Raw genomic sequence first — 24,310 nt, 5'->3', positions numbered from 1 at the left:
GACCATGACCACCACCCTGACCTCGACCCTGACCGCCCCCAAGCCCCGCTTCAGCTCGCCGGGCCTGGAGCGCGGCCTGCTGCTGTTTCCGCTGCCGGTGTTGCTGCTGGTCTTCTACGTGCTGCCGTTCCTCGGCGTGGTCGGCTGGAGCTTCTCGCTGCCGACGCCGGGCATCGAGCAGTACCAGCGCATCGCCACGGACCCGGCGATCCACGAAATGCTCTGGCGCACGTTGCGCCTGTGCCTGACCGTCAGTGGCCTGGCCTTGATCATCGGTTACCTGCTGGCCTACTGCTGGGTGTTCAGCCCGCCGTTCTGGCAGCGCGTGGTGGAGATCTGCATCTTCATTCCGTTCTGGATTTCCGTGCTGGTGCGGGCCTTCGGCTGGTTGATCGCCCTGCGCAGCAACGGCGTGCTCAACAACGGGCTGATGGGCATGGGGTTGATCGACCAGCCGCTGCAACTGAGCCGCAATGAGATAGGCGTGGTCATCGGCATGCTCCACGTGATGATTCCGTATGCGGTGTTCCCGCTGCTGTCGACCATGCGTCAACTCGACCAGCGTGTGCTCATGGCCTCGCGCGGCCTGGGGGCCGGTGCCTTGCGCACCTTCTGGCAAGTGCTGCTGCCGCAGACCCTGCCGGGCATTCTGGGCGCGTTCATCATGGTCTTCGTGTTCTGCCTGGGCTTCTTCATCACCCCGGTGCTGTTGGGTGGCGGGCAAACGGTGATGATCGCCGAGTATGTGTTCCTGCAAATGTTCCAGACCAGCAACTGGGGCCTGGGCGCGGCACTGAGCGTGGTGTTGCTGGCCCTGGTCAGCGCGCTGATCTGGGTGCTGTTGAAAATGACCCGCGTCAACCGACTGGTAGGCTGAGATCACTATGAATACCCATCGCACAAGCCTGAGTACGCGGCTGTTGGCCGTGGTCGCCATGGCCTTCATGCTGTTCCCGCTGCTGACGGTCATTCCGGTGTCGTTCACCAGCAAGCGCTTCCTGTCGATGCCCGAAGGCAACTGGTCGCTGCGCCACTACGAAGCGCTGGTGAGCAACCCGGACTGGTTCCACGCCATCAGCCAGAGCCTGACCATAGCCTTCGCCACCAGCGTCATCGCCACCCTGCTGGCCGCGAGTTTCAGCCTCGGCATCTGGTACATGCGCTCCAAATGGGCCACGGCCCTGATCGGCCTGGTGCTGTTGCCGATGGCGATCCCGCCGGTGATTTCCGCGCTGGTGCTGTACTTCATGGAGACCAAGCTCGGTCGCTTCGCGCCGGGCATGGGCTACGACACCCTGACCGGCGTGGTGATTGCCCACGTGATCATGGTGGTGCCGTACGGCGTGGTGACCATGCTGGTGGCCCTCAGCCAGATCGACCGGCGCATCGAACTGGCCTCGCGCAACCTTGGCGCCAGCCTGATGCAGACCACGTTCATGGTGATCCTGCCGAACCTGAAACTGGGTCTGGCCTCCACCGCCTTGCTGGGGTTTGCCCTGTCCTGGGAAGAAGTGGCGGTGACGCTGTTCATCACCAGCGTCAACGTCGACACCCTGCCCAAGCGCATCTGGAGCGGCTTGCGCGATAACGTCGACCCGAGCGTCGCGGCGATTTCGGTGTTGCTGATCTCGCTGACCTTGCTGGTGCTGATCGGACGACTGGTGATGCAGCATCTGGCGGATAAACGGGCGCAGAAACTCCTGCATCCGTAAGCACTTCAAAAAAAGCCCTGCGCTTGCCATACAAGCGCGGGGCTTTTTTCGTTCAACCGCCGCCATTCCTGTAAGAGCGAGCCTGCTCGCGATGGTCTCAAGGGCACCGCGCTCATCCAGAATGAACGCGTTATCGTTAACGTCCATCGCGAGCAGGCTCGCTCCTACAGAGGAGCAAAAACATGACCAGCCGCCTGTTGATCCGTGACAACGCGGTCTCGGTCCAATAGATTAGGCGGCCTGAAAAAGCCCCCGGGCTTTCTCGCCCCTATTCAAGCTGAAAAAAGTAGTGAAATTTCAATGTCCGATTCCAACACCGCTGAATCCGTAGTCACCTTGTCGTCCAAAGCGGAATACGAAAACTCCATCAATCTTTCACAACACGTACCCCAGGCGAAAACCATCAGCGAGATGGTGCTGGACGCTTTCCAGTCCACCCGCGAAAGTGATCAGATCCGCGAACTGCGCGCCGCCATTCGGCAGGCCCACGACAGCTTCGACGACGACAAGGCCTATGAACTGATGGGCCAGCTCAAGCAACTCAAGGACGCCGAAGCCGCCGACATCGCCGCGCTGGAAGACCTGAGCAGCAAGTTCCCGATCAGCCGCATCCTCTCCAGCTTCAAGGACGACCCGGCGTTCCAGGAAATCGTCTACGGCCTGGCCCTGAAGGTGCTGAACCAGACGCACCAGGCCATCAGCAACCCGAGCGGCGGCAAGAGCAAGGCCGCCAAGGCCAAGAAAGAAGTCGAAGTGTTCACCATCAGCAAGGACGGCATCAGCGTCACCCTGCCGCTGCGCACCCCGCGCTCGCGCCTGAACGTCGACCGTGAAGCCCTGGAGTTCCTCGGTTTCACCTTCGTTGGCGAAGGCGATGAGGCGGAACTGGAAAGCGAGACGTTCCTGGACAACAGCGGAGCCGAGCAAGCGGTCAACCGCAAGAACATCATCACCGCCCTGCAGCAGCAGACGGCGTTCGATGGGTATAGCATCGCCGCGCAGTAAAGCACCCCGTGGTGAGAGGGCTTGCCTGTGGCGAGGGGGCTTGCCCCCGTTCGGCGGCGAAGCCGTCGTAAACTCGGTGAATGCGGTTTTACTGAAAAACTCAAATAGCTTGATTGGGGCCGCTTCGCAGCCCAACGGGGGCAAGCCCCCTCGCCACAGGCAAGCTCCTCACCACAGGCCCCCTCCCCTCCCCTCCCCATAGAGTCCTCAGCGACTGACTCAAGAGCCCCGCCATCCGTGCGGGGCTTTTTATTGCCCGTGATTCGGGCAAAACCGCGATTACTCTTCCAGTATCGACGCTGAACAACCCTTCCCTTCACCCATGAGCACCACGGGTCCGCCTGCGGGGAGCGTCAACTCACTTTCCAGCCCAGACCTCGGTGGTGCAACTGCTGAGGTCATCATGAACACGACCCCTTTGTATCGCCAACTGGCCAATCACTATCTGGACGCTATCCGCAGCGGCACCTTGAAAACCGGTGAACGTTTGCCCTCGATCCGCTTGATGATGGAAAAACACGCCGTCAGCCTGTCGACCGCGGTGCAGGTGTGCCGGGAACTGGAAGATTGCGGCGTGCTGGAAGCCCGACCGCGTTCCGGCAACTACATTCGCCAGCCCGATACCTTGCCCAGGCCCACCCCGGTTGCCTCGGCGCCAGCGCTGGATACCAGCGCCTATGTCGGCATTCATCAACAGGTCTCAACGGTGCTCAAGGCCAGTCAGCGCGCAACGATCAAGGTCAATTTCGCCAGCGCCTACTGCGCGCCGGAGCTTTATCCGCTGAAGACCTTGCAAGACAACATGATCAAGTCGCTGCGCTACGACACCAGCCTGCTCGGCGCCGCGGGCTCGACCTGCGGAAACAGCGCCTTGCGCCACCTCCTGGCGCGGCGGGCGCTGGCCAGCAAGACCCACCTGGCCCCCGAGCGGATCGTGATCACCAACGGCGCCACCGAAGCAATCAACCTGGCCTTGCGTGCAATCACCCGCCCCGGAGACACCGTGGCCGTGGAGTCGCCGACCTTCTACGGTCTGCTGCAAATTCTCGAAAGCCTGAGCCTGCGAGTACTGGAAGTCCCGGCCTCGGCCCACACCGGGCTCAATCTGGCGGCCCTGGAACTGCTGCTGCAAGGCCCTGAACGGGTCACGGCGTTGATCGTCATTCCCAACCTGCAAAACCCGCTGGGCAGCATCATGCCCGACGCCAACAAGGCACGCCTGGTGAAACTGTGCGCCGAGCACAACACCGTGCTGATCGAGGACGACACCTACGGCGACCTGGTGGACACCGAGCAGCCGCTGTCCACGCTCAAACATTGGGACTGCACCGACAACGTGATCTATTGCGCCTCGCTGAACAAAACCCTGGCACCGGGCATGCGCCTGGGCTGGATCAGCGCTGGCAAATGGCACGACCGTGTGGAGATGCTCAAGCACACGCAGTCGCGGGGGTGCGAGCTGTTATCGCAACTGGCGGTCAGCGAATTCATGCGCACACCCTCTTATGAACGTTACCTGCGACGGTTGAGGAAAACCCTGACCGGACAACGCGCGCAGATGAGCACGGCAATCGCCCGCTATTTTCCCATCGGCACCAGCATGACCCACCCGCAAGGCGGCACGCTGTTATGGGTGGAATTGCCTCGCCGGCATTCATCCATGGCGTTTTTTCACGAAGCGCTGAAGGTCGGCATCCAGATTTCCCCTGGGGATATCTTTTCCAACACCGAGCGTTTCGATCACTTTGTGCGCATTGGCTGCGGTGCGCCGTATTCGCCACGGATCGATGAGGCACTGCAGACGCTGGGACGTATCCTGAAAGCTCAGGGTTAACACCGGCACTGTGGGAGCGGGCTTGCTCGCGAAGGCGTCAGTACGTTCAAAATTGATGTATCTGACACACCGCTTTCGCGAGCAAGCCCGCTCCCACAGGGTTTGAGGTGATCTTCAGATCGGGGGTTGGTGCAGGCAAACGATATGCGGATCGTCATTCCAGTGCGCGAAGCGCTCGGCGATCAGCGGGTCGTGGCCGGGGATGACGTGGTCTTCACCATCGGCCAGGCGGTCGATCTCGGTGAAGGCTTCGAGGGTTTGCGCCAGGTCATCAAGGATCGGGAACGGACTGCGCTCACGAATGTTCACCCACAGGTGCGCGGCATCCGAGGCCAGCACAATCCAGCCGCGCTCAGTGTTCACGCGCACCACCTGGCTGCCCGGCGTGTGTCCGCCCACGGGGTGCAGGGTCACACCTGGCAACACCTCGACCGTGCCGCTGTGCAATCGCATCCGCCCTTCGAACAGCGGCGGCAGCGCCGACATCACGTCCTCGACTTCGTAGGTTTTGTTCACCGTGCGATGGGCCATTTTCGGCCCGGTGCAGAAACGCAGTTCCGCTTCCTGCAAATGCACGGTCGCCTTCGGGAACAGCCCGAGGTTGCCGGCATGGTCCCAGTGCAAATGGGTCAGGATCAGGTGTTCGACCCGGGCCGGATCGATGTCCAGTTGCCGCAGGGATTCTTCCGGCAGGCGGTACATCTGGCGATTGCGCCGGTCCGCCGTGGCCGGTTGGAAACAGGTGTCGACCACGATCACCTGCTGCTCGTTGCGGATGACCCAGAAGTAGTAATCCAGCGGCATCGGCGCATTCGGATCACCGCAACAGGCGTCGTAGAGAAAATTCTCCCTGGCGGTGCGCTGGGCGTTTGCGCCGACACGGATGGCGAACACTTCGTACACAGGCGTGGACATAGATGCCTCCGGGCTCAGGCGACCGCCGTGGTTTTGAGGGTCGGACGGAAGTCGAAATCGATCTGCTCGCTGATGCCCAGGTCCTGTGCCAGCTTATGCAGGCCGCTGTAGTCGCGCATGATGGTCGCGTTCTTGTTGCTTTCGCGGGTGTCGGCAATGATCAGTGCCGCCTCCTCGACCCCGAGCTGCGTCAGAATCGCCTCCCACATCGAATAGTCCTGAGCGACAAAGGCACTCAGCGCCACTGACAGGTTGCGTGCGAAAAATTCCCGCTGGGTCGGCTGCATGTTGGCGTACATGACCTTCGCCACTTCAGCCAGCACCTTGCTGTGAGCGTATTCGTCGCGGTTGTGCAGCTCGGCCACCCCGCGGTTCTGCGGCTGGATGGTCTGGTCATCCGCCAGCAAATCCAGATAGGCGTTGACGCTGATCTCGGCCACCACCGCAAAAGTGATCGCCGCCAGATCCCTCTGCCATTGCTCGGTCAGCTCTGCCTGCAAGGCCTTCAGGCGCAGGTAAGTGACGGACGGCGGCAGATCCAGATTCTGATCCAGCGCCCGCTCCAGCCTGGTCCGTTCGATGGCGCGCAGGTGCATCAGTGTGTGGTAGTGCTCGTCGATCAGGGTCTGTTGCATGGCCTCGCGAAAATGCCAGTCGTCCTTGCCCAGGTACTGATTGGCAATGACGCTGAGGGCCGGATTGACAATGTGTTCTTCGGCGGTGACGGTGCGCAGGTTGTAGCCGATCCAGCCCCAGGTCACCACGCTGCTTTTGAGCTCGTCACTCAAGGCCTGGAATTTTGGGTGATGGAAAAACGGCACCATGCACTCCGGGTAATCCGGGCGCAGCGGGTCGAATTCTTCAGTGATCCGGGCCCTGTCCGGCGCACAAACGGAGGCGCGCCTGGTCCAGGCCTGGTTGAGCCGCACGATCAGTTGATGATCGACCTGGGCGATCTCGATTGCTGTTTGCATGACGCGATACCTGTAGGACGCGTACCCGCCAAGGGGTACGCCAAAAAAATGAAGGACGCCGGAAAAATCAGGCCAGCCAATAGCGGGTCAGGTTGCGCGCCGGATCAGTGTAACGACTGCGGGCGTGAATCATCCGCCAGTTGTCCCAAATCAGCAGGCATCCGTCGGGAATGAGCACAGGAATGTTGTGCTCGACGAAGTACGCCTCGCCGAGCGCGGCAAACCTGGCCAGCGGCGAGGTGCTGTTGGCGACCAGGGATTGTTGTAGAGCTTCCTTGGACGGGTTTACATCGCCGTAGTGAAACTGGTTGTAACTGAAGCGGAAAATATCCCCGTCCTCCGTAGGCGTGAGGATGTACTCCTTGACCCGCCGTTGGCCCGGTTCCCCCGGTTTGGCGGTGGCGACAAATTCGACCGGCGTGTCATCGAGCCATGCGCGCAGTTGCGGCTCGCTGCGTTCGAGGGCGCGGAGAAATTCATAGCCGTCCACCAGCCCGGTGTGCCCGCCCCCGCACGTGGCCTGCTTATGGCAATGCAACGCCAGGTAACGGGGCGGCGGTCCGTACACCGGCGCCTCAGTGTGCGGGCCAATGCCGTTCATGCTTTGGGAATAGGGCAAGTCTTCGTAACCTGGCTTGCGGGTAATGGCAAAGGCCGTCTGGCCGTTGAACTGCGGAATGATCCGACCGAACTCATGCAAGGTGCCTACGACATCATCGGCAAATTCTTCCGGGGTCAGCACAGTCCAGCCCAACGTCGACAGCTCTTCATGACGATGGCCGAGCGAAATGTAAGGTTGAGACGCAACAATCCCTTGATCTGACATGGTGAGTTTCCTGGCAGGTGATCAGGCGTTTACGGTTGAGGTGTAGGCGGCAATGAAGTCGCGGCAGGCGTCGCCCGGTCGATAGCGCCGCTCATCGATGCTCTGCACCGGGGTGATTTCGGCGGCGGTGCCGGTGAGAAAACACTCGTCGAAGTCGCCGAGTTCCGTAGGCAAAATCGTCCGTTCGACCACCTGATAGTCCAGCGCCCTGGCCAGTTCGATCACGGTTTGCCGGGTAATGCCGTTGAGAAAGCAATCCGGCAGCGGGGTGTGCAGCGTCCGGCCTTTGACGAAAAACACATTGGCGCTGGTGGCTTCGGCGACATGGCCGCGCCAGTCGAGCATCAACGCATCGTGGTACCCCGTGTTCTCGGCGTCGTGCTTGCTCAGCGTGGCGATCTGGTAGTGCCCGGAAGCCTTGGCCTCGAACGGGCTGCTGCAAGGTGGCGGGCGGCGCCAGCTCGCGGTTTTCAAGCGGATGCCGGCCATGCGCGCCGCCGGGTCGAAATAGCTCGGCCACTGCCAGCAGGCGATGGCCAGGTGAACACGGTTGAAGCGTGCCGAGGTGGAGATCATTTCACTGCCGCGCCAGGCCACCGGGCGCAGATAACCGTCGACCACCTTATTGCGCTGCAGCAGTTCATGGCTCGCCGCCTCCAGTTCGGCCAGCTCATAGGGGATGGCAAAGTCCATCAGTTGCGCCGAGCGGTACAGCCGCTCGCTGTGCTCGCGCAGCTTGAAGATCCTGCCGTTGTAGACCCGCTCGCCTTCATACACGGTGCTCGCGTAATGCAGGCCATGGGTCAGCACATGCAACTGCGCCCGGGACCACTCGACGAACTCGCCGTCGAGCCAGATGACACCCTCGCGCTGATCAAACGGGATACTGCTCATTTCCATATCTCCCCATTGCTCATGAATTTTCCTACGCGGTTTCCAGCAACACCGGTATCAATTCCGGCACGGCGGCGAGCTCGGTCTGAAAGAAGAACGAACGCTCGCCGAAGGCCGGTTGCAAGTCGTCGAACCAGGTCACTTGCGGATCGAAGCGCGCGTAGAACGTGCGCAACACCCATTGCGGATTGCGTGCCTGGAGGAACTGCAAGACGAAGACTTTTTCCCCGGCGACGGTCTCGATGCCGTTGATCAACACCTTGCCGTAGAAGGTGCTCATGGACGGCCCGCGCACCGTTCGCGCAAGCCCAGACACCGTGCGGTACGCCGCCTGGAAGATCTCGAAGGCCCGGGCCAGCGGCATCGCGAAGTAGTGGCTGGGGCCGGTGTCACGCTCGACGAACATGTAATAAGGCACGGCCCCGAGCCGCACGCCTTCGGTCCACAGCGCGGCCCAATCGGCGGGGTTTTCGTTGATGTGGCGGATCACCGGCGCCTGCATGCGCAGCGTCGCGCCCGTCGAGCGGATGCGCTCGATCGCCTGGCGGGCAATGGCCTGGCGGATCTCCACCGGGTGGTTGTAATGGCCCATGATCGACAGGTTTTTACCCGCCGCGACGATGCGCCGGAACAGCTCCAGCAACTCGGGCGCATCCTTGTCGCTGACAAAACGCTGCGGCCAGTACGCCACCGATTTGGTGCCGATGCGGATGCTCTTGAGGTGTGGCAATTGCAGCAGCGGCTCGATGTAACCGGCCAGCGAGCGGGTGTTCATGATCATCGGGTCGCCGCCGGTAATCAGCACGTCCGTGACTTCGGTATGCACCCGCAGGTAACTGACCAGCTTCTGGGACTCTCGGGCGTTGAATTTGAGTTCTTCCTCGCCGATGAACTGCGCCCAGCGGAAACAGAAGGTGCAGTACGCGTGACAGGTCTGACCGGCACCGGGGAAAAACAGCACGGTCTCGCGGTACTTGTGCTGGATCCCCGGTAGGACTTTGCCGTTGAGCGTGACGCCGTTGTGGGTCAACTGTCCGGCCGGATGCGGGTTCATGCGCAGCCAGATCGCCTCGATCCGATGCTTGATCGCCGCGCTGTCATCCAGCTCGATCAGTTGTTTGAGCGAGGCGTATTCCTCTGGCAGCAACATGTCCTTGTGGGGGAAGGTCATGCGGAAAACCGGATCGTCCGGAATGTTGTTCCAGTCGATCAGCGTACCCAGCACGTATTCATTGGTGCGAAACGGCATGACCCGGGCCACGACGGTCATGGCCTCCTGCAACGCCGGCGTCAGCTTGTGCCAGTAAGGTGTGTCGCGGATGGTGCGTGAGTTATAGGGTTTGTAGCGTTCGTGCTCCGACAGTCCTTGCATGGCCGCGCTCCTGGTGGTTTCCCTGAGTGTTGTTAGGCGATGGCCGGCGCTTTGCGCTCTATGTCCATCCACGCCCGAACGCTGTCGCGATCCCACTGGCGACGCACATAGGCTTGGAGCCGTGCCGGAACCGGATCGCCGTTGGCAACCAGGCGGTTGAGCATGATTGCCAGGTCGGTGTCGGCAATGCTCCAGTCACCGAACAGATGCTCGGCGCCCTCCTCCAGCAAATGGTCGGAGACGAACAACAGGCGTTCGACGGCGGCTTGGGCCTCGTCGGACAGCGCGGTGTTTTTCTTGCCGAAATACACCAGGTCAAACGGGCGCTCCCTGCGCACCACCAGCAAGTCACTACGCAACCAGGTCTGCAATTGACGGGCACGGGCACGCTGCCGGAGGCCCTGTGGATAGAGTTTTTTATGCCCTGGGCAGAGTTCATCGAGGTACTCGGCAATCGCCGAGGATTCCGACAAGGCAAAATCATCGTGAACTAATGTTGGTATTTTGCAGGTCAGCGAAAGATCGCGATAACTCGTCCCATAGTTCTCGCGCGATTTCAGATCAACCGTGACAAGCTCAAATGAAAGTTGCTTTTCCTTGAGCGCGACAAAAGCCGACATCGCAAAAGCGCTGACATGATCGGCGCCGACATACAGTTTTAGCTTCCTGTTTTCCATAGAGCACTCCATTGACTGACTGCAGGGATTAACGTGCATTGGAAGTGATCGTAGTTAGTTGAATGAAGGCTGAATAGATACAGAATTTGTCCGTTTCAATCGATACAGAAAGTTGTTTTCTACCGGCAGACACGCAGCCAAAAGCACTGCAAATGGGGATACAGGGGCAGGCCTGTAAAACAAAAAAAGGGAGCCAACGAAGGTTGGCTCCCTGGGTTGATGCGTTGGGTAATTACGGCTGGGTGGTGATCAGGCCATGGCTGTCGGCAAAGTTCGAGAGCAGTGCCATTTGTGGCATGTTGCTCATGTTCAGCATCGCCAGAGGCTCGTGTTTGCTGGTGTTGACGAAGCCATGCCGGGTCCAGGCCGGCACCAGCAGCACGTCGCCGCTGCTGACGTCGACCCCATCGGCTTCGCCGAGGGTCAGCACGCCACTGCCACACTGGATAACGAACAGATGCCACCAGGAGTGGGCATGACCGTTGAGCGTCACACCGGGGTTCAGCCATTGCATGGCGATCGCCATCCCGGGCGTCACCGCACAACCGTCAATGCTCTTGTCGTGAGCCAAGGCGACAATATCCACGTCGCTGGCCTCAAGGGTCTGACGCATTCCCGCCAACTCAGTGCCTTTCCATACTTTGGCACTTTGCTGTCGATGATGCAGACTCTGACGAAAGTCCTTATATGAAAAAAACGCACCTTGAAAGTTATCCATTCGCACGTCCTTTCTTTTTATTTCCCACACTTTAGCGCTAAACCTTAAGTTATAGGGTTCAGCGCTGTAAAGTCTGGAATTAATTTACAAAACCGATGGGCGCAAGGCGGCGATCATGTCCACTTCTATCGCGGCATTCTTGGGTAATTGATAAACACCGACTGTAGTGCGCGTATGTTTACCGGCATCGCCCAACACGTGGCTGAACACATCCGAGGCGCCGTTGGCCACTTCGCTCAAGTCGACAAAATCCGCCGTGGACCTCACATAGACCGTTACCCGGATCAATGACTTGATCTTGTCCAGCGAACCGATGGCATCGACGATCAACGCCAGCCCGCGCATCGCACTGATGCTGGCGGCCGCTTGCGCATCGGCCATGCTGAGGTCCAGCCCGACGCGGCCAGGGTAATGGATCTTGCCGTTCATGCGTGGCACCAGGCCGCTGATGTACAGCTCATCGTGATGACGGATCAGCGGCGCGTAATGCCCGCCTGCGGTGTTTTCGCCGTAGATGTCATAGCCAAACTCTTTGGCCAGGGCGATGAAGCGTTCATCGCAGGTCATGTGCTGGATCATTGATCGAACCCTCTTGATCGGTAATGCAAAAAACGGGTGCTTGCGGGCTCAGCACACGGCGCGGGTGGCCGGTGCCAGGCAAGTCACCTCAATGCGTGACTCAATCGACTCGGCCAGGCGCAACAGGTCGTTGCTCAGTTGCCCGTAGTCTTCGTTGAACAACACGATGTGGCCGACGAATGAGAAGTTGTCTTTGACCAACGCGCTGACCGAGTCGCCAATCCGCTTGGCGTACTGTGCTTCCACCAGGTCGATGCGCAGTGCGCGGGCCAGGCCCTCGATGTCTGGTGTTGCCCGCAGGATACCGCCCGCTGGCGCCCTGAGCAGGCGAATGCCGCAGTAGCCGCGAGCCACCGGCTCATGCTGCTCGGTCTTGCCTTCCACCGCCCAGCGCACCCAGCGTTCCCACGGATCGAAATTGACGAAGGCGCGTTTGGCCAGGTCCCAGATGTGCATGCCGCCGGGGCGCATGTTGGTTTCCACGGCGCTGGTCAGGTTGTCGCGGCGCAGGAACACTTCGTTGTGCCAGGCACCGTTGTCCCGGGACACCAGACCCGCCATATGCCGACCGGCCGCCATCAAGCGTGTCTGAACCTGCGCCGCAAGCGGTGCGGGGACGACTTGCTGGATCTCTGCTCGGTAGGCACCTTCGGTGGTGGTTTTTTCAGTCACCCAGGTGCTGCCGGCCACATAGTCCCAGCTGTATTCGCGGGCGTTCTGCACCAGTTCTTCAAGGACGATGCCGCCTTCGCGGTAGGGCTTGAGGGCGAGCCAGGCGTCATCGCATTCCGAAGGGTGATGGATCACGCGACAGCCTCGGCTCGCCCCTTCGCAGGCTGGCTTGATGAAGGCCTTGCCACCCAGTTCGACGACGCTCTGGCGCAGTTCCGGCAGGCTTTCGATCCGCACGGAAAACACCGGCCGGTATTCTTCGGGGGAACGGCTGGCCGTGGCTTCAAGCCGGCGAAAGATCTGCTTGTCCAGGCCCGCCCGCGCTTCGTCCGGGGTAATGCCCGGCAGGCCGAAGTGAGTGGCCAGCGCTGCACCGAGCAGCACGCCGCGATCGGAGAACGGCAGTACGCCGATCAGCTTCCAGTTGTCGGCATTCAGGCACCCCACCACCAGTTCAAGGGACGCCGCCACGTCTTTCTCGGCCAGTGAAGTGCTGCAGACGTGATCGGCCACCTGGTCGTCATGGGGCTGAATCTTCTCGACCAGCAGGATGAGCCTGGCGTTGTAGAGCGACTTGCACAGCTCGCGCAATTTCTGGATGTCGTGAACCCGATTGCCGTTGTAACCGACCACTACCACGCATGAAGTCGTATTCATAATGCCCCCGACCTGCAAAGTGAAAACCGCAACGGCGATGACTCAGTCATGCAGCGACGCATTGGATTTACGGTTGAGCCAGTACCAGGCCAGGATCCCGCCGGCGCCGATGGCGGCGAGGACCAGCGCGTTGTACGGCGCCGGCACCACTCGCATGATCAACACGGTCAGCCCGGCCCCCACACCCAGGGACACTTCCTTGACGAACATGTTGTTTTGCTTGACCGAGAAGTAATCGAGGTAGCTGAAGGCGCATTCGGCGATCGACAGCAACGCCACCCAGATAAGCGCCCCCGCAAGGGTTTCGACGTGGAATGCGGCTGGCGAAGACAGCACGGCAAAGCCGCCGACGATGATCCCGATCACCGCCACGACCTTGAAGCGCCCGGTGCGCTCGATCAGCTTCATCACCGGCACCTGGGCGAACACCACCACGGCGCTGTTGAGGATCAGCATCAGGCCGTACCAGGCCGGCAGCTCGCCGGTCTTGAGCAGGATCGCCTGTGGCAGGATCGAGAACACCCCGAACAGCTTGATGCCCATGATGATCCCGGCGATCACCCACGGCAGTTTGTTGCCCAAACTGCTGCCGACCTGACTGGCCGGACGGGCCAGCACCGGTTCGCTGGTGAAGGTTGCGCCGAGGGCGATCGGCAGGCACAGCAACACGAACGCCGCCGCACCGAGGAAAAACATCGTTGGGGTGAGCAGCGGCGACAGCAGGATCAAACCGGCCACCAGGCTACCCATGTTCATGGCCACGCGGTTGTAGGCCGCGCCTTCCTTGGTCTGGGCCGCTTCGCTCTTGATCAGGTAACCGGCTATGGCAATGCCGTAGGCAAAGAGTGCGGCGGCAAACATCACCATGCCTTGATTGCTGGTCAGCGCCAGCAGCACCAGGCCAAGGCCGGCACACAGCAGCGTGACGCTCAGGGAGCGGCGGCCAAGCACCAGTAAAGTCAGGGGCAACAGCAGTAACAAGGCACGATATCCAAGGGCCAGGATGCTGTTGGTGGCTGTGTCGAGCCAGACGTTGGCCTTGCCCAGCACCGCGAACAGCGAGACAGCCGTGATGATCCGGATCGTGAATAACCGCAGGTTAATGACCGGCTTGGCCACCGCGACCGTTGTTTCGACACTCATGCAGCACCTCAGGAACCGGATGAACGCCCACCAATAAAGGCCGACATTCGGAAAAGTCTGTAAGGGCATGGTAGAGAGAGAGGCTTGTCCTGATCAGGGCAAGTTCGTATAGAATCCAACGAACTTTACTGCCGGAGAGACCAGTAAAATGCAGGTTCAACGCGCAGTCATTGCCGCCATTGAATTCCAGCCCGGCGCGCCGCTGGTGCAGCAGATCGTCGATCAGTTAACGCATGCCATCAGCACCGGGGGCCTGCCCCACGGCGCCAAGCTGCCGCCGATTCGCGAACTCTCCGACTTGATGAACGTGGGCAAGTCCACGGTGGTCGATGCCCTGGACCGGATGCGGGCCAAGGGGCTGGTGGTGTCGCGCCAGGGCTCGGGGCATTACGTGCATCGCTCCGAAGCGGCGCTGAAAAGTGGTACCGGCCCGGACCTGCAACCCCAGGACACCCTCAGCGTGATTCGCCGCGCACTGCTGTTGGACAACGGCGCGCTGCGCCCCGGCTGCGGTTTCCTGCCGACCTCGTGGCTACCCGCCGAAGAATTGCAGAAAGCCGTGCGCAGTACTCTGCGAGCGACATCGTTGCGCATGGGCGAGTACGGCGTGGCCGGCGGTTACTTGCCATTGCGCCAGGCTCTGCGGGTCAAACTCGCGACCTTCGGCATCGAAGCGCCAGTGGACCAGATCATCACCACCGCCAACACCATGCAGGCCATCGACCTGCTGATGCGCCTGCTGGTCAAACCCGGCGACACCGTACTTCTCGACGACCCTTGCTACTTCAACATGCACGCCAACCTGGCGCTGCACGGGGCCAAAGTCATCACCATCGCCCGGGATTGCGACGGCATGGACCTCGATGCGCTCGAGCAACTGATGATCGCCCACAAACCCGTGCTGTACATGACCAACAGCACACTGCATAACCCCACCGGCCACTCGTTCACCCCGGCCCAGGTCTACCGCTTGTTGGAATTGAGCCACCGCCATGGCTTCCACATCGTCGAAGACGATCTGTATTGCGATATCCAGCAACGCCGCACCCCGCGCCTGGCGGCCAGCGGGCTGGACAATGTGAGTTATGTGTCCGGCTTCTCCAAGACCCTGACCGCCAACAGCCGCGTCAGCTACACCGTACTGTCACCGCAACTGGCAGCACGCATGGTCGCCCTGAAAATGGCCTGTGGTGGCGTGACCTCGGAACTGGCGGAGCAGATCACCTGCACCATGCTCAGCGACGGCAGCTATGCCAAGCATGCGCGGCGCACGGTGGACCGGCTGTATGAATCCAACAGCCGAGTGGCCGGTTGGTTGGCGCAGGCCGGGTGTTCGCTTTCCTCGCTGCCCGGCGAAGGCGTGTTTATCTGGGCGCGGTTGCCGGAGGGCTTGCACGCCGAGAATCTGGCTCGCCAAGGGCTGGAAAATAACATGGTATTGGCACCGGGTACCTTGCTGAGCAAAGGGCCGAATGCCAGTCAGTTCCTGCGCTTCAATGTGGCGCACAGCGATAGTCTGCAGGTGCGGGAGCGGTTTTTCCGGTTGCTGGATAAACCCCATAAATAACTGACTGCTCTCAATCCTGTGGGAGCGGGCTTGCTCGCGAAGAGGCCGCCACATCCAGCATCAATGTTGCCTGACACACCGCCTTCGCGGGCAAGCCCGCTCCCACAGGAGGTCAGCGTCGTACATAAAATTGGCGGCACAACTGATCCTATGTGGGAGCGGGCTTGCCCGCGAAGAGGCCGTCACATCCAGCATCAATGTTGCCTGACACACCGCCTTCGCGAGCAAGCCCGCTCCCACAGGGGTTGTGGTGTCCCGGTCATCCCCGGCCAGCAGATCGCTACGATTGCCGACCTCATCCTTGCCGGCTAACTTCGCCCCCCGTCGCTGCCAATTCAGCGACCGGGCCTGATAACCCGAGTAAGATACAGGCGCACAAGCGCCACCAATCACGGTTGCCGGCGCTTTTTTGTGTCTGCACACTCGTGCAATGGCGGCTGTGCGTGGGAGACCTTCGGGTCTGCCGGGTTCCTGTATCTCCGGTTTATCAGCCCGCGCATAGCTGCCACCCATTCGCCTGATAACGAACGTGGTAGCTCTCTACTTGATACGGGAGTTTTACTCATGAACGCCATTGATCCCTCTGCTACACCTGTCACGCCCCTCCACCTCCAGCCCAGCAGGAGGTGAAACCCAATGACCAACCCCCAAGACCTGAAAACCATTGGCCTAACCCCCTTCTCCTACCACGCCAACGAATCACTGTTCCGCATCAACGCCGGCGTCCCGGTGATCGAAGCCCTCTACCACGCCTCCGACCTGCTCCACGTAGCCAAACTGCTCGCCTCAGACGCCGCCATGGTTCGCGACTCCGACCGGCACGCCTGGGCCTCGCACTTTCTGCAGGACATGAGCAAGGCGATCATCGATGACGTGGTGAAGGTGCTCGATGCACCGTGTAACAACCGCGCATAAACAAAAAGCCCCACCCTTCTCTCGAAAGGCGGGGCTTACAAGCTAACGATTGTTGTCACTTCAGGGCCGAACGAGGTAGCCCGTTTGTTGCAAGCTGGACTCAGGAAAACATTGCACGCTGCTCAGCTTCGTAGTGCCGGGTCTGGAAAGGCATGAGGGTTTGGGCTTTCAGGCCGAGGCCCTCACTCAATCCCCAAGAGACAGCGAGCTCATCACGACGTCGACGTAATGGCGTGACGGTTTGTAGCGTCGCGACTTGCCTGGAAGTCGAATGTGCAAAAAGCTCGAGGACATTGAGGGTCTCCGACACCCGTAGATCGGATAAGCAAGTAAATCGAGTGAATCGTTCGAGCAGATAGCCCGCGCGCCGAACCTCCACTTCGTCAGTGTGACGACTCAAAAAAGCGCTGACCTCGTTTTCCAGATTTGAATTCGAGTACCAGACCGCTTTGGCGGCGCTCACGAGTGCAGCGTCATCCGCTTGATTCAAAGGTCTTGTTACCAGCGTGTCCAATGCGGATGAGAGGACGTGGCCGCTATGGGGCTTCGTCATCTGGGCTCTCCAGGTAATCGTGCAAAATATTCGTAAGAACGGAGATGGGTGGCTCTTTATTGCCAACATATACATCAATTGCCTGCAACGCCAGTCGACGGAATTCGCTGGTCAGTACGAAACCCGCCCTGAGAAGTGCCTTGATATCACCAATGTCCTGATCGGTCGCTCTGCCCAGCTTGGAAATGGCAATGTCGACAGGTGCTGCAATATGAACGTGCAGCGGGGATTCGACAGGAAACTCTTCAAAGGGAAGGCTGCGCTCCCAATAGTCCTCGTGAATCGGGCCAAAACTGGTGTTGTATTGAAGGTCGTAGTTCAGCTCCATCAAGCGTCCTGATCGCTCATCGACAAACTGTTCGGGTATCTCCGCGAGCATGGTTTGCAGATGTAAACCGTCGGGGACATGAGCCTCATAAATCTCGGCATCGACGTCGGTGGAAACGCGATGATGGGTGTAAAGGTGAACAGCGCAGCCACCGAAGACGATGATTTTGACCGCCCCGGGTCCTGCGTTCTCAAGTTCCAGCTCCGCTTCGACAGATTTGAACATCGAAATCAAAGCCTGCCCTAACGCTGTATTCGTATTAACGCGCGGGGTGATTACCTCTGGCAGTTCCATCGTAGAGCCTCTGGGATGCTTGTAATGACAGCATTCCGAGGCTAGAGATACGACTTCCGACCCTCAACCTGAAAGCCCCGTAGGACAGTACTGGTACATACGTAAGCATTTTCGCTTGCCCGCTCGCCCCATTGTCAGCGAGCCTGCTCGCCGTGGCGGCGCCAGGAAAATCCCAATGAAAAACCCCGCTCTTCTCTCGAAGGCGGGGCTTTTCGTTACAGCATCTAAACCTTAAGGCGCGTACGTCAGCAGCAACTCAGTCGGCACTTTGAAGTCCAGGGACATCATCACGCTCAACGCGGTAATGGTGAAGATCGAGAACACGAACAGCTTGCGTGCCCAGACCGTGTCATCCACTGCCTTGTAGCCGGTCCAGGCCATGTACAGCCAGTACATGCCCATGGCCGCGGCGACGGCGAGGTAGCTCATGCCGGCGTAGCCGCTGAAGGTCAGCATCAAGGTCGCCACGAGGAAGGCCAGGATGTAGATCAGGATGTGCTTCTTGGCCACCTGGATGCCGCGCTTCACTGGCAGCACCGGAATCGATGCGGCCAGGTAATCGTTGAAGCGGAAGATCGCGATGGCATAGGAATGCGGCATCTGCCACAGGCTGAACATCACCAGCAGGGTCAGCGCGGCCATGTCGAAGGTGTTGCTCACCGCGACGTAGCCGATGACCGGCGGCATGGCGCCCGACAGGCTGCCCACCAGCGTGCCGTGAACCGACTTGCGCTTGAGGTACAGGCTGTAGAAGCCGACGTAGATCACGAAGCCGATGACGGCGAACAGCGCGGCCAACGGGTTGGCCACCTTGTACAACAGGGCAACGCCGGCGACACCCAGGACGGTCGCATAAACCAGCGCCAGTTTCAGGGAGATCAAGCCCTGGACCAGCACCCGGTTCTTGGTGCGTTCCATCTTCAGGTCGATGTCGCGGTCGATGCAGTTGTTGAACACGCAACCGGAGGCAACCACCAGGGACGTGCCGATCATGGCGGCCAGGAAGATGGCCAGATCGACATGCCCTTTGGAGGCCAGGAAAAATCCGCCTGCCACAGAAAGCACGTTACCGAAAATGATCCCCGGTTTGGTGATTTGGATAAAGTGCTTAAGGGACATGCGGATCTACCTCACTTCGCCATCATGAACGTGTGGATGCTGAACATGATCCACAGCGACAAGCCAACCAGCAGGACAATCACGATCGCGGCGAAGACAAACGCAATCACGTTGTTACGCTGCGCGGCCGAACGGTCCAGGTGCAGGAAGTACACCAGGTGCACCAGCACCTGGACGATCGCGAACGCCAGGACGATCAACAGGGTGATCGACTTCGGCAGCGTCGGGTACATCACCAGACCGAATGGAATGACGGTCAGGATCACCGACAGGATGAAGCCGATGGCGTACGACTTGTAGCTGCCGTGACCGGCGTCGTCGTGGTGGGAATGAGCTGGGTTAGCCATTTACATAGTCCCCATCAGATAAACAACGGTGAATACGCAGATCCAGACAACGTCCAGAAAGTGCCAGAACAGGCTCAGGCAGCTCAGACGGGTCTTGTTGGTCGCCGTCAGGCCGTTTTTCTGCACCTGGTACATCATGATGCCCATCCAGATCAGACCGGCGGTCACGTGCAGACCGTGGGTACCAACCAGGGTGAAGAACGCGGACAGGAAGCCTGAGCGGCTAGGGCCGTAGCCTTCGGAGATCAGAATGTGGAATTCATTGATCTCCATGGCGATAAAGCCTGCACCTAACAGGAAGGTCATGCCCAGCCAGCCCAGCACCGCCTTCTTGTTACCCTTGTACAACGCCAGCATGGCGAAGCCGTAGGTGATCGAACTGAACAACAGAAGAGCGGTTTCGCCCAGTACGTATGGCAGTTCGAAGATGTCGTGACCCGACGGGCCACCCGCTACGTTGTTAACCAGTACCGCGTACACCGCGAAGATCGACGCAAACAGAATGCAGTCGGTCATCAGGTAGAGCCAGAAACCGTATACGGTCATCTCGCCCGAGTCGTGGTGGTGGTCATCATGCCCATGTCCATCGACATGGGTGTGTCCAGCATTGGTCACTAAATTCGACATGGTTTAAGCCTGTTCCAACGAGGTTTCAACACGGGTGGCGGTGGCCGGGATTTTCCCTGCCGCTACCAGACGCTTGTGCTGCTCGGCTTCGATGCGCTCGATCACATCGACCGGCACCATATAGCCTTGATCATCACGGGCCGCGTGGATCACGAAGTAGATCACGGTGCCGGCCAGGCTAGCGATTGCCAGCCACCAGATGTGCCAGATCATCGCGAAACCGAACACGGTCAACAGTGCACCCATGACCACACCGGTGGCGGTGTTGTTAGGCATGTGGATCGGCTGGTACTTGGCCGGAGCCTTGTAAGCGGTGCCGTTTTCCTTGGCTTCGGTGAACGGGTCGATGCAGTCGGCTTTCGGCAGCACGGCGAAGTTGTAGAACGGTGGTGGCGACGAAGTCGACCATTCCAGGGTGTGGGCATTCCACGGGTCACCGTGTTCGCACATGTTTTCCGGCTTGTTGCGGTCACGCACGCTGACGTACAGCTGGATCAGCTGGCAAGCGATACCCACGGCGATCATCAGCGCACCGAACATGGCGACGTACAGGTACGGCACCCACTCAGGGTTGGTGGTGGCGTTCAGGCGACGGGTCATGCCCATGAAGCCCAGAGCGTAGAGCGGCATGAATGCGACGAAGAAGCCCGAGATCCAGAACCAGAACGCTGCCTTGCCCCAGCCTTCGTGCAGCTTGAAGCCGAACGCTTTAGGGAAGTAGAACGCGAAACCGGCGATGTAACCGAATACCGCACCGCCGATGATCACGTTGTGGAAGTGCGCGATCACGAACAGGCTGTTGTGCAGAACGAAGTCGGCACCCGGGATGGCCAGCAGTACGCCGGTCATGCCACCGATGGCGAAGGTCACCATGAAGCCCAGGGTCCACAGCACCTGGCTGGTGAAACGCAGACGGCCCTGGTAGATGGTGAACAGCCAGTTGAACAGTTTCACACCCGTCGGGATGGAAATCAGCATCGTCGCCAGACCGAAGAAGGCGTTGACGCTGGCACCCGAACCCATGGTGAAGAAGTGGTGCAGCCAAACCATGAAGCCCAGGATCGAGATCGCGCCCGATGCGTAGACCATCGAGTGGTGGCCGAACAGTTTCTTGCCGGTGAAGGTCGAGATGACTTCGGAGAAGATACCGAACGCTGGCAGGATCAGGATGTACACCTCAGGGTGACCCCATGCCCAGAACAGGTTCACGTACATCATCGGATTGCCACCAAGTTCGTTGGTGAAAATGTGGAAATCCATGTAACGGTCAAGCGTCAGCAGTGCCAGGGTAGCGGTCAGGATCGGGAACGAAGCCACGATCAGGACGTTGGCCCAGGTGCAGGTCCAGGTGAAGATCGGCATGTCCATCAGCTTCATGCCAGGGGTACGCATTTTCAGCACGGTGGCCAGGAAGTTGACCCCCGTCAGCGTTGTCCCCAGACCCGATAGCTGTAGCGCCCAGATGTAGTAGTCCATCCCCACGCCAGGGCTGTACTGCAGGCCCGACAGCGGCGGATAGGCAACCCAGCCGGTCTTGGCGAACTCGCCGACGCCCAGGGACAGGTTGATCAGCACCACGCCGGAAACCAGCAGCCAGAAGCTCAAGGAGTTCAGGAACGGGTAGGCAACGTCACGCGCGCCGATCTGCAGCGGCACTGCAAGGTTCATCAGGCCGGTGAAGAATGGCATCGCCATGAAGATGATCATGATCACACCGTGGGCGGTGAAGATCTGGTCATAGTGTTCAGGTGGCAGGTAGCCAGGCGAACCCTCGGTGGCCATGGCCAGCTGGGTACGCATCATGATGGCGTCGGCAAAACCGCGCAGCAGCATGACCATGGCGACGATGATGTACATCACGCCGATTTTCTTGTGGTCGACGGACGTCAGCCACTCGGTCCACAGGTAGGTCCACTTCTTGAAGTAGGTGATTGCAGCGAACAGCGCCAGACCACCGAGCGCGATCATGGCGATGGTCACCATCACGATCGGCTCGTGGAACGGGACTGCTTCCCAACTTAATTTACCAAACATCGTTTACTCCTCTGCCCCGGCAGCTGAATGCGCGTTCATGTCCATTACTTGCGTAGCGGCCACTTCTTTCTCTTCTTTCTCGTGCTTCACTTTCGGACCCGGTTTCATGCCTTCGTACTTGTCGACGATGGTCTGGAACAGGTTCGGCGTCACCGAGGAGTAGAGCTCGACTGGGTTGTTCTGGCTCTGCTTGGCAAGGGCTGCGTATTCAGCTTGTTCAAGCTGTTTAGGTGCCTTTTTGACTTCACTTACCCAGGCGTCGAAATCTTCCTGAGTCGTTGCGATCGCTTTGAATTTCATACCGGTGAAACCAGCGCCGCTGTAGTTGGCGGAGATACCGTCCATCTCAGCGTTTTCGTTGGCGATCAGGTGCAGCTTGGTCTGCATGCCCGCCATCGCGTAGATCTGGCCACCCAGCGCAGGGATGAAGAACGAGTTCATCACGGCGTCAGAGGTAATGCGGAAGTTGATCGGGGTGTGCGCCGGGAACACGATCTTGTTGACCGTGGCGATGCCTTGTTCCGGGTAGATGAACAGCCACTTCCAGTCCAGTGCGACCACTTCGATGGTCACAGGCTTCACGTCCGATTCCAGTGGCTTGTACGGGTCCAGAGCGTGGGTCGACTTGTAGGTGACGTAACCCAGGGCAATGATGATCAGCACTGGAACGGCCCACACCGCGATCTCGATCTTGGTGGAGTGGTTCCATTTCGGGGTGTAGGTGGCGTTGGTGTTGGACGCGCGGTATTTCCAGGCGAACAGGAAGGTCATGACGATGACCGGAACCACGACCAACAGCATCAGCAGCGTTGCGGTGATGATCAGGTTTCGCTCGTCCAGACCGACCTGGCCCTTGGGATTGAGCAAGGTCATGTTGCAGCCTGACAGCAACAACGTGCCGATCAGCGGCAATAAGCCTAGTAGTCTGGGGTACCTGTTTTTACTCATCTCACGACCTCTAAAGCAGCTTGCGCAATGCAGTTGGGTTTTGATCGCCAACACTTCACCCTGCCAAGGGTTGGCATTTTTCTTGGATTGAATAAGGGCATGCCCGTCGTGCGTCAGACGCTGTACGACAAATCCCGGGCCTGCGGTGAGTTCTTATTCGAATTCGTGGTCAAAGGCCTTGTTACAGACCAATTCCATTTGGTGCGGGTAGTTGGAGGCTCCGACACCTGGGCATCGCATGAAGCCACCAGACCTCTCGACACCCTGTTCCTGCACATACCTGGTTAAGATTTGAGCAGCGTCGGGAATTCAGTGCGGGCGATTGTAGATATGTAGCGTTTTATAAACCATGTCTCATCCCGAAATAATTTTTATCCGAACCGGCAACAATCATTCACCGTTTTCGCAAAAGTGGCGCATCTTATCGAAATTGATTCTCAACAAAAACACCAAAATAAGTAGGTCTTCCACCCACAGTTCAGACAGTATCGGGTGCCTCCCTGCTGCCCTTTACCTTGCCAGAGGCCCGATATGACGGGGACTCCGGCCAATCGCAAGCCCCTGTTAAAACTGCCTGTTCGGGTTCGGAACGGAAAAAAACGGGAGCCTGCAAAACAGCCCAATTTCGTTACGATTCCATGTGCCAATCCGGCTTCCATGAACGCTCTGCGACACCGACTCTGTGACAACATGTCGCACATGTGTCGCACCCTTGGCTGCCCCACATCAGGGTCTTTTTACCTGGTCTCTGGAATGCGCTGCTCAACACAAAAAAAGCCCCGCTCCTCTGTGCAAGGAACGGGGCTTTTTTGTCCGACAATACGTGGCGGCAGATGACCTCAGCGCAGCGCTTTGCGGTTACGCGACGTCAGCAGCGGCACCAGCACCACGATCAGTACGAACGCCACCAGCGCCCACTGCGCCAGCGACAAACCGAGGATCGGCGGGTATGGCGTGGAGCAGAAACCATCGACCTGGAAACCCAGCGGGAAGATCTTCGCCAGCGGCAAGTCATCGACAATCGGTTGCAACACATCGATGCCGCAGCTGACCGCCGGATAGAACTGCGTATAGACGTGATGCCCGGCAACGCCTGCACCTGCCAACGCGCAGATCACCACCAGGGTTTCGAACACCGTGATGCTGCGACGGTTGCGCATGGCCGCGCCGATGAAGGCGAAGATCGCGATCAGCAGCAGCGCGTAACGTTGCAGGATGCACAGCGGGCAAGGCGCCTCGCCCAGGACAATTTGCATGTACAGCGCGCCGCCGATCAACGCCAGGCAAATGATGCCCAACAACACCAGGTAGCGCCGTTCACGCCCCAACCGCATGGATTCATCGCTCATCGCGTTTCCCTTCAAGATTCGAGTGCCCGCCAGTCTACACGCTGGCCCGGACCTTTGAGTGTCTGGAGCATGTGAGGGGGATTCGAGGGAATAGACGATAAGGCGGTTAAGGAGGGATTAACTTTTCAGCTTTTTTCCATTCAAGACCGCGTGGCCCTCATCGCGGGCAAGCCACGCTCCCACAGGTTTTGTGTCGTTCACATCAATCTGGATCGACACAAATCCCTGTGGGAGCGGGCTTGCCCGCGATG

25 protein-coding genes are annotated in these 24,310 nt (G+C 59.4%); 7 read left to right on the top strand and 18 right to left on the bottom strand.

All coding sequences use genetic code 11. The features are described 5' to 3' along the window. The first annotated feature begins 4 nt into the window (after positions 1–4). From ACXX83_RS01355 to ACXX83_RS01340, 4 genes are all read left to right on the top strand, one after another. Entirely contained in the window at positions 5–877 is an 873-nt protein-coding gene (locus ACXX83_RS01355) for an ABC transporter permease (RefSeq protein ID WP_015093576.1), read from the top strand. A gap of 7 nt (positions 878–884) precedes the next feature. Further along, a complete protein-coding gene (locus tag ACXX83_RS01350; RefSeq protein WP_218480028.1) occupies positions 885–1,712 on the top strand; it encodes an ABC transporter permease in 828 nt (275 codons plus the stop codon). Between the two features lie 300 nt (positions 1,713–2,012). Beyond that, positions 2,013–2,717 (top strand): hypothetical protein, encoded by a 705-nt coding sequence (locus tag ACXX83_RS01345; protein ID WP_007970398.1) that lies wholly within the window; start codon positions 2,013–2,015, stop codon positions 2,715–2,717. Positions 2,718–3,120: 403 nt separating this feature from the next. Next, positions 3,121–4,551, top strand: a complete 1,431-nt coding sequence (locus ACXX83_RS01340; RefSeq protein WP_458547388.1) for an aminotransferase-like domain-containing protein — start codon at positions 3,121–3,123, stop codon at positions 4,549–4,551. A 114-nt stretch (positions 4,552–4,665) separates the two neighbouring features. Here ACXX83_RS01340 and ACXX83_RS01335 read toward each other — a convergent pair whose 3' ends face one another. The 10 genes from ACXX83_RS01335 to ACXX83_RS01290 all read right to left on the bottom strand — a co-directional run bounded on the left by ACXX83_RS01335 (position 4,666) and on the right by ACXX83_RS01290 (position 13,978). After that, the gene (locus ACXX83_RS01335; protein ID WP_126049396.1) at positions 4,666–5,466 is read right to left on the bottom strand and encodes an N-acyl homoserine lactonase family protein; all 801 of its coding nucleotides are present in this window, start codon (positions 5,464–5,466) and stop codon (positions 4,666–4,668) included. 14 nt (positions 5,467–5,480) lie between these two features. Beyond that, a complete protein-coding gene (locus ACXX83_RS01330; protein ID WP_458547387.1) occupies positions 5,481–6,440 on the bottom strand; it encodes a diiron oxygenase in 960 nt (319 codons plus the stop codon). A gap of 67 nt (positions 6,441–6,507) precedes the next feature. Further along, positions 6,508–7,266, bottom strand: a complete 759-nt coding sequence (locus ACXX83_RS01325) for a TauD/TfdA family dioxygenase (protein WP_458547386.1) — start codon at positions 7,264–7,266, stop codon at positions 6,508–6,510. A gap of 21 nt (positions 7,267–7,287) precedes the next feature. After that, positions 7,288–8,160 (bottom strand): branched-chain amino acid aminotransferase, encoded by an 873-nt coding sequence (locus tag ACXX83_RS01320; RefSeq protein ID WP_458547385.1) that lies wholly within the window; start codon positions 8,158–8,160, stop codon positions 7,288–7,290. Positions 8,161–8,191: 31 nt separating this feature from the next. Continuing rightward, a complete protein-coding gene (locus tag ACXX83_RS01315; RefSeq protein ID WP_458547384.1) occupies positions 8,192–9,532 on the bottom strand; it encodes a KamA family radical SAM protein in 1,341 nt (446 codons plus the stop codon). A gap of 32 nt (positions 9,533–9,564) precedes the next feature. Beyond that, the gene (gene yfcF, locus ACXX83_RS01310; protein WP_458547383.1) at positions 9,565–10,209 is read right to left on the bottom strand and encodes a glutathione transferase; all 645 of its coding nucleotides are present in this window, start codon (positions 10,207–10,209) and stop codon (positions 9,565–9,567) included. Positions 10,210–10,441: 232 nt separating this feature from the next. After that, positions 10,442–10,927, bottom strand: coding sequence for a cupin domain-containing protein (locus tag ACXX83_RS01305; RefSeq protein WP_458547382.1), 486 nt, complete (start codon positions 10,925–10,927; stop codon positions 10,442–10,444). 84 nt (positions 10,928–11,011) lie between these two features. Further along, a complete protein-coding gene (locus ACXX83_RS01300) occupies positions 11,012–11,506 on the bottom strand; it encodes a RidA family protein (RefSeq protein WP_015093566.1) in 495 nt (164 codons plus the stop codon). A 48-nt stretch (positions 11,507–11,554) separates the two neighbouring features. Further along, positions 11,555–12,835 carry an ATP-grasp domain-containing protein gene (locus ACXX83_RS01295; RefSeq protein ID WP_458547381.1) on the bottom strand — a complete coding sequence of 427 codons (1,281 nt, stop codon included), beginning with the start codon at positions 12,833–12,835 and terminating at the stop codon, positions 11,555–11,557. A 42-nt stretch (positions 12,836–12,877) separates the two neighbouring features. Further along, positions 12,878–13,978 carry an MFS transporter gene (locus ACXX83_RS01290; RefSeq protein ID WP_458547380.1) on the bottom strand — a complete coding sequence of 367 codons (1,101 nt, stop codon included), beginning with the start codon at positions 13,976–13,978 and terminating at the stop codon, positions 12,878–12,880. 148 nt (positions 13,979–14,126) lie between these two features. On the opposite strand from ACXX83_RS01290, the gene ACXX83_RS01285 reads away from it, so the two are divergent. Both ACXX83_RS01285 and ACXX83_RS01280 read left to right on the top strand, forming a co-directional pair. Continuing rightward, on the top strand, positions 14,127–15,545 hold the full coding sequence (locus ACXX83_RS01285) for an aminotransferase-like domain-containing protein (RefSeq protein ID WP_458547379.1): 1,419 nt from the start codon (positions 14,127–14,129) through the stop codon (positions 15,543–15,545). A gap of 636 nt (positions 15,546–16,181) precedes the next feature. After that, positions 16,182–16,460: a DUF3077 domain-containing protein gene (locus ACXX83_RS01280; RefSeq protein ID WP_458547378.1), complete on the top strand. Its 279-nt coding sequence runs from the start codon at positions 16,182–16,184 to the stop codon at positions 16,458–16,460. 100 nt (positions 16,461–16,560) lie between these two features. Here the strand turns inward: ACXX83_RS01280 and ACXX83_RS01275 are convergent, their stop codons facing one another. The 7 genes from ACXX83_RS01275 to cyoA form a co-directional block, all read right to left on the bottom strand. Next, positions 16,561–17,013, bottom strand: coding sequence for a hypothetical protein (locus tag ACXX83_RS01275; RefSeq protein ID WP_458547377.1), 453 nt, complete (start codon positions 17,011–17,013; stop codon positions 16,561–16,563). Next, positions 16,997–17,635, bottom strand: coding sequence for a DUF6036 family nucleotidyltransferase (locus ACXX83_RS01270; RefSeq protein ID WP_458547376.1), 639 nt, complete (start codon positions 17,633–17,635; stop codon positions 16,997–16,999). The genes ACXX83_RS01275 and ACXX83_RS01270 overlap by 17 nt, the downstream gene beginning before the upstream one ends. A 231-nt stretch (positions 17,636–17,866) precedes the next feature. Then, positions 17,867–18,754 carry a heme o synthase gene (gene cyoE / locus ACXX83_RS01265; RefSeq protein WP_015093560.1) on the bottom strand — a complete coding sequence of 296 codons (888 nt, stop codon included), beginning with the start codon at positions 18,752–18,754 and terminating at the stop codon, positions 17,867–17,869. Between the two features lie 11 nt (positions 18,755–18,765). Next, entirely contained in the window at positions 18,766–19,101 is a 336-nt protein-coding gene (cyoD, locus tag ACXX83_RS01260) for a cytochrome o ubiquinol oxidase subunit IV (RefSeq protein ID WP_015093559.1), read from the bottom strand. Continuing rightward, positions 19,102–19,728 carry a cytochrome o ubiquinol oxidase subunit III gene (locus ACXX83_RS01255; protein ID WP_015093558.1) on the bottom strand — a complete coding sequence of 209 codons (627 nt, stop codon included), beginning with the start codon at positions 19,726–19,728 and terminating at the stop codon, positions 19,102–19,104. A 3-nt stretch (positions 19,729–19,731) separates the two neighbouring features. Next, on the bottom strand, positions 19,732–21,762 hold the full coding sequence (cyoB, locus tag ACXX83_RS01250; protein WP_126049372.1) for a cytochrome o ubiquinol oxidase subunit I: 2,031 nt from the start codon (positions 21,760–21,762) through the stop codon (positions 19,732–19,734). Between the two features lie 3 nt (positions 21,763–21,765). Continuing rightward, the gene (cyoA, locus tag ACXX83_RS01245) at positions 21,766–22,710 is read right to left on the bottom strand and encodes a ubiquinol oxidase subunit II (RefSeq protein ID WP_458373440.1); all 945 of its coding nucleotides are present in this window, start codon (positions 22,708–22,710) and stop codon (positions 21,766–21,768) included. Positions 22,711–22,737: 27 nt separating this feature from the next. Here cyoA and ACXX83_RS01240 point away from each other — a divergent pair, with 27 nt between their 5' ends. Further along, complete coding sequence (locus tag ACXX83_RS01240; protein WP_041474780.1) at positions 22,738–22,998, top strand: hypothetical protein; 261 nt, start codon at positions 22,738–22,740, stop codon at positions 22,996–22,998. 551 nt (positions 22,999–23,549) lie between these two features. Here ACXX83_RS01240 and ACXX83_RS01235 read toward each other — a convergent pair. Beyond that, positions 23,550–24,059, bottom strand: a complete 510-nt coding sequence (locus tag ACXX83_RS01235; RefSeq protein ID WP_007970367.1) for a disulfide bond formation protein B — start codon at positions 24,057–24,059, stop codon at positions 23,550–23,552. Positions 24,060–24,310: the final 251 nt, after the last annotated feature.

Source organism: Pseudomonas sp. GNP012 (assembly GCF_054343835.1).
The sequence above is the reverse complement of the archived record's forward strand: the minus strand, read 5'-3'. Positions and strand labels throughout refer to the sequence as shown.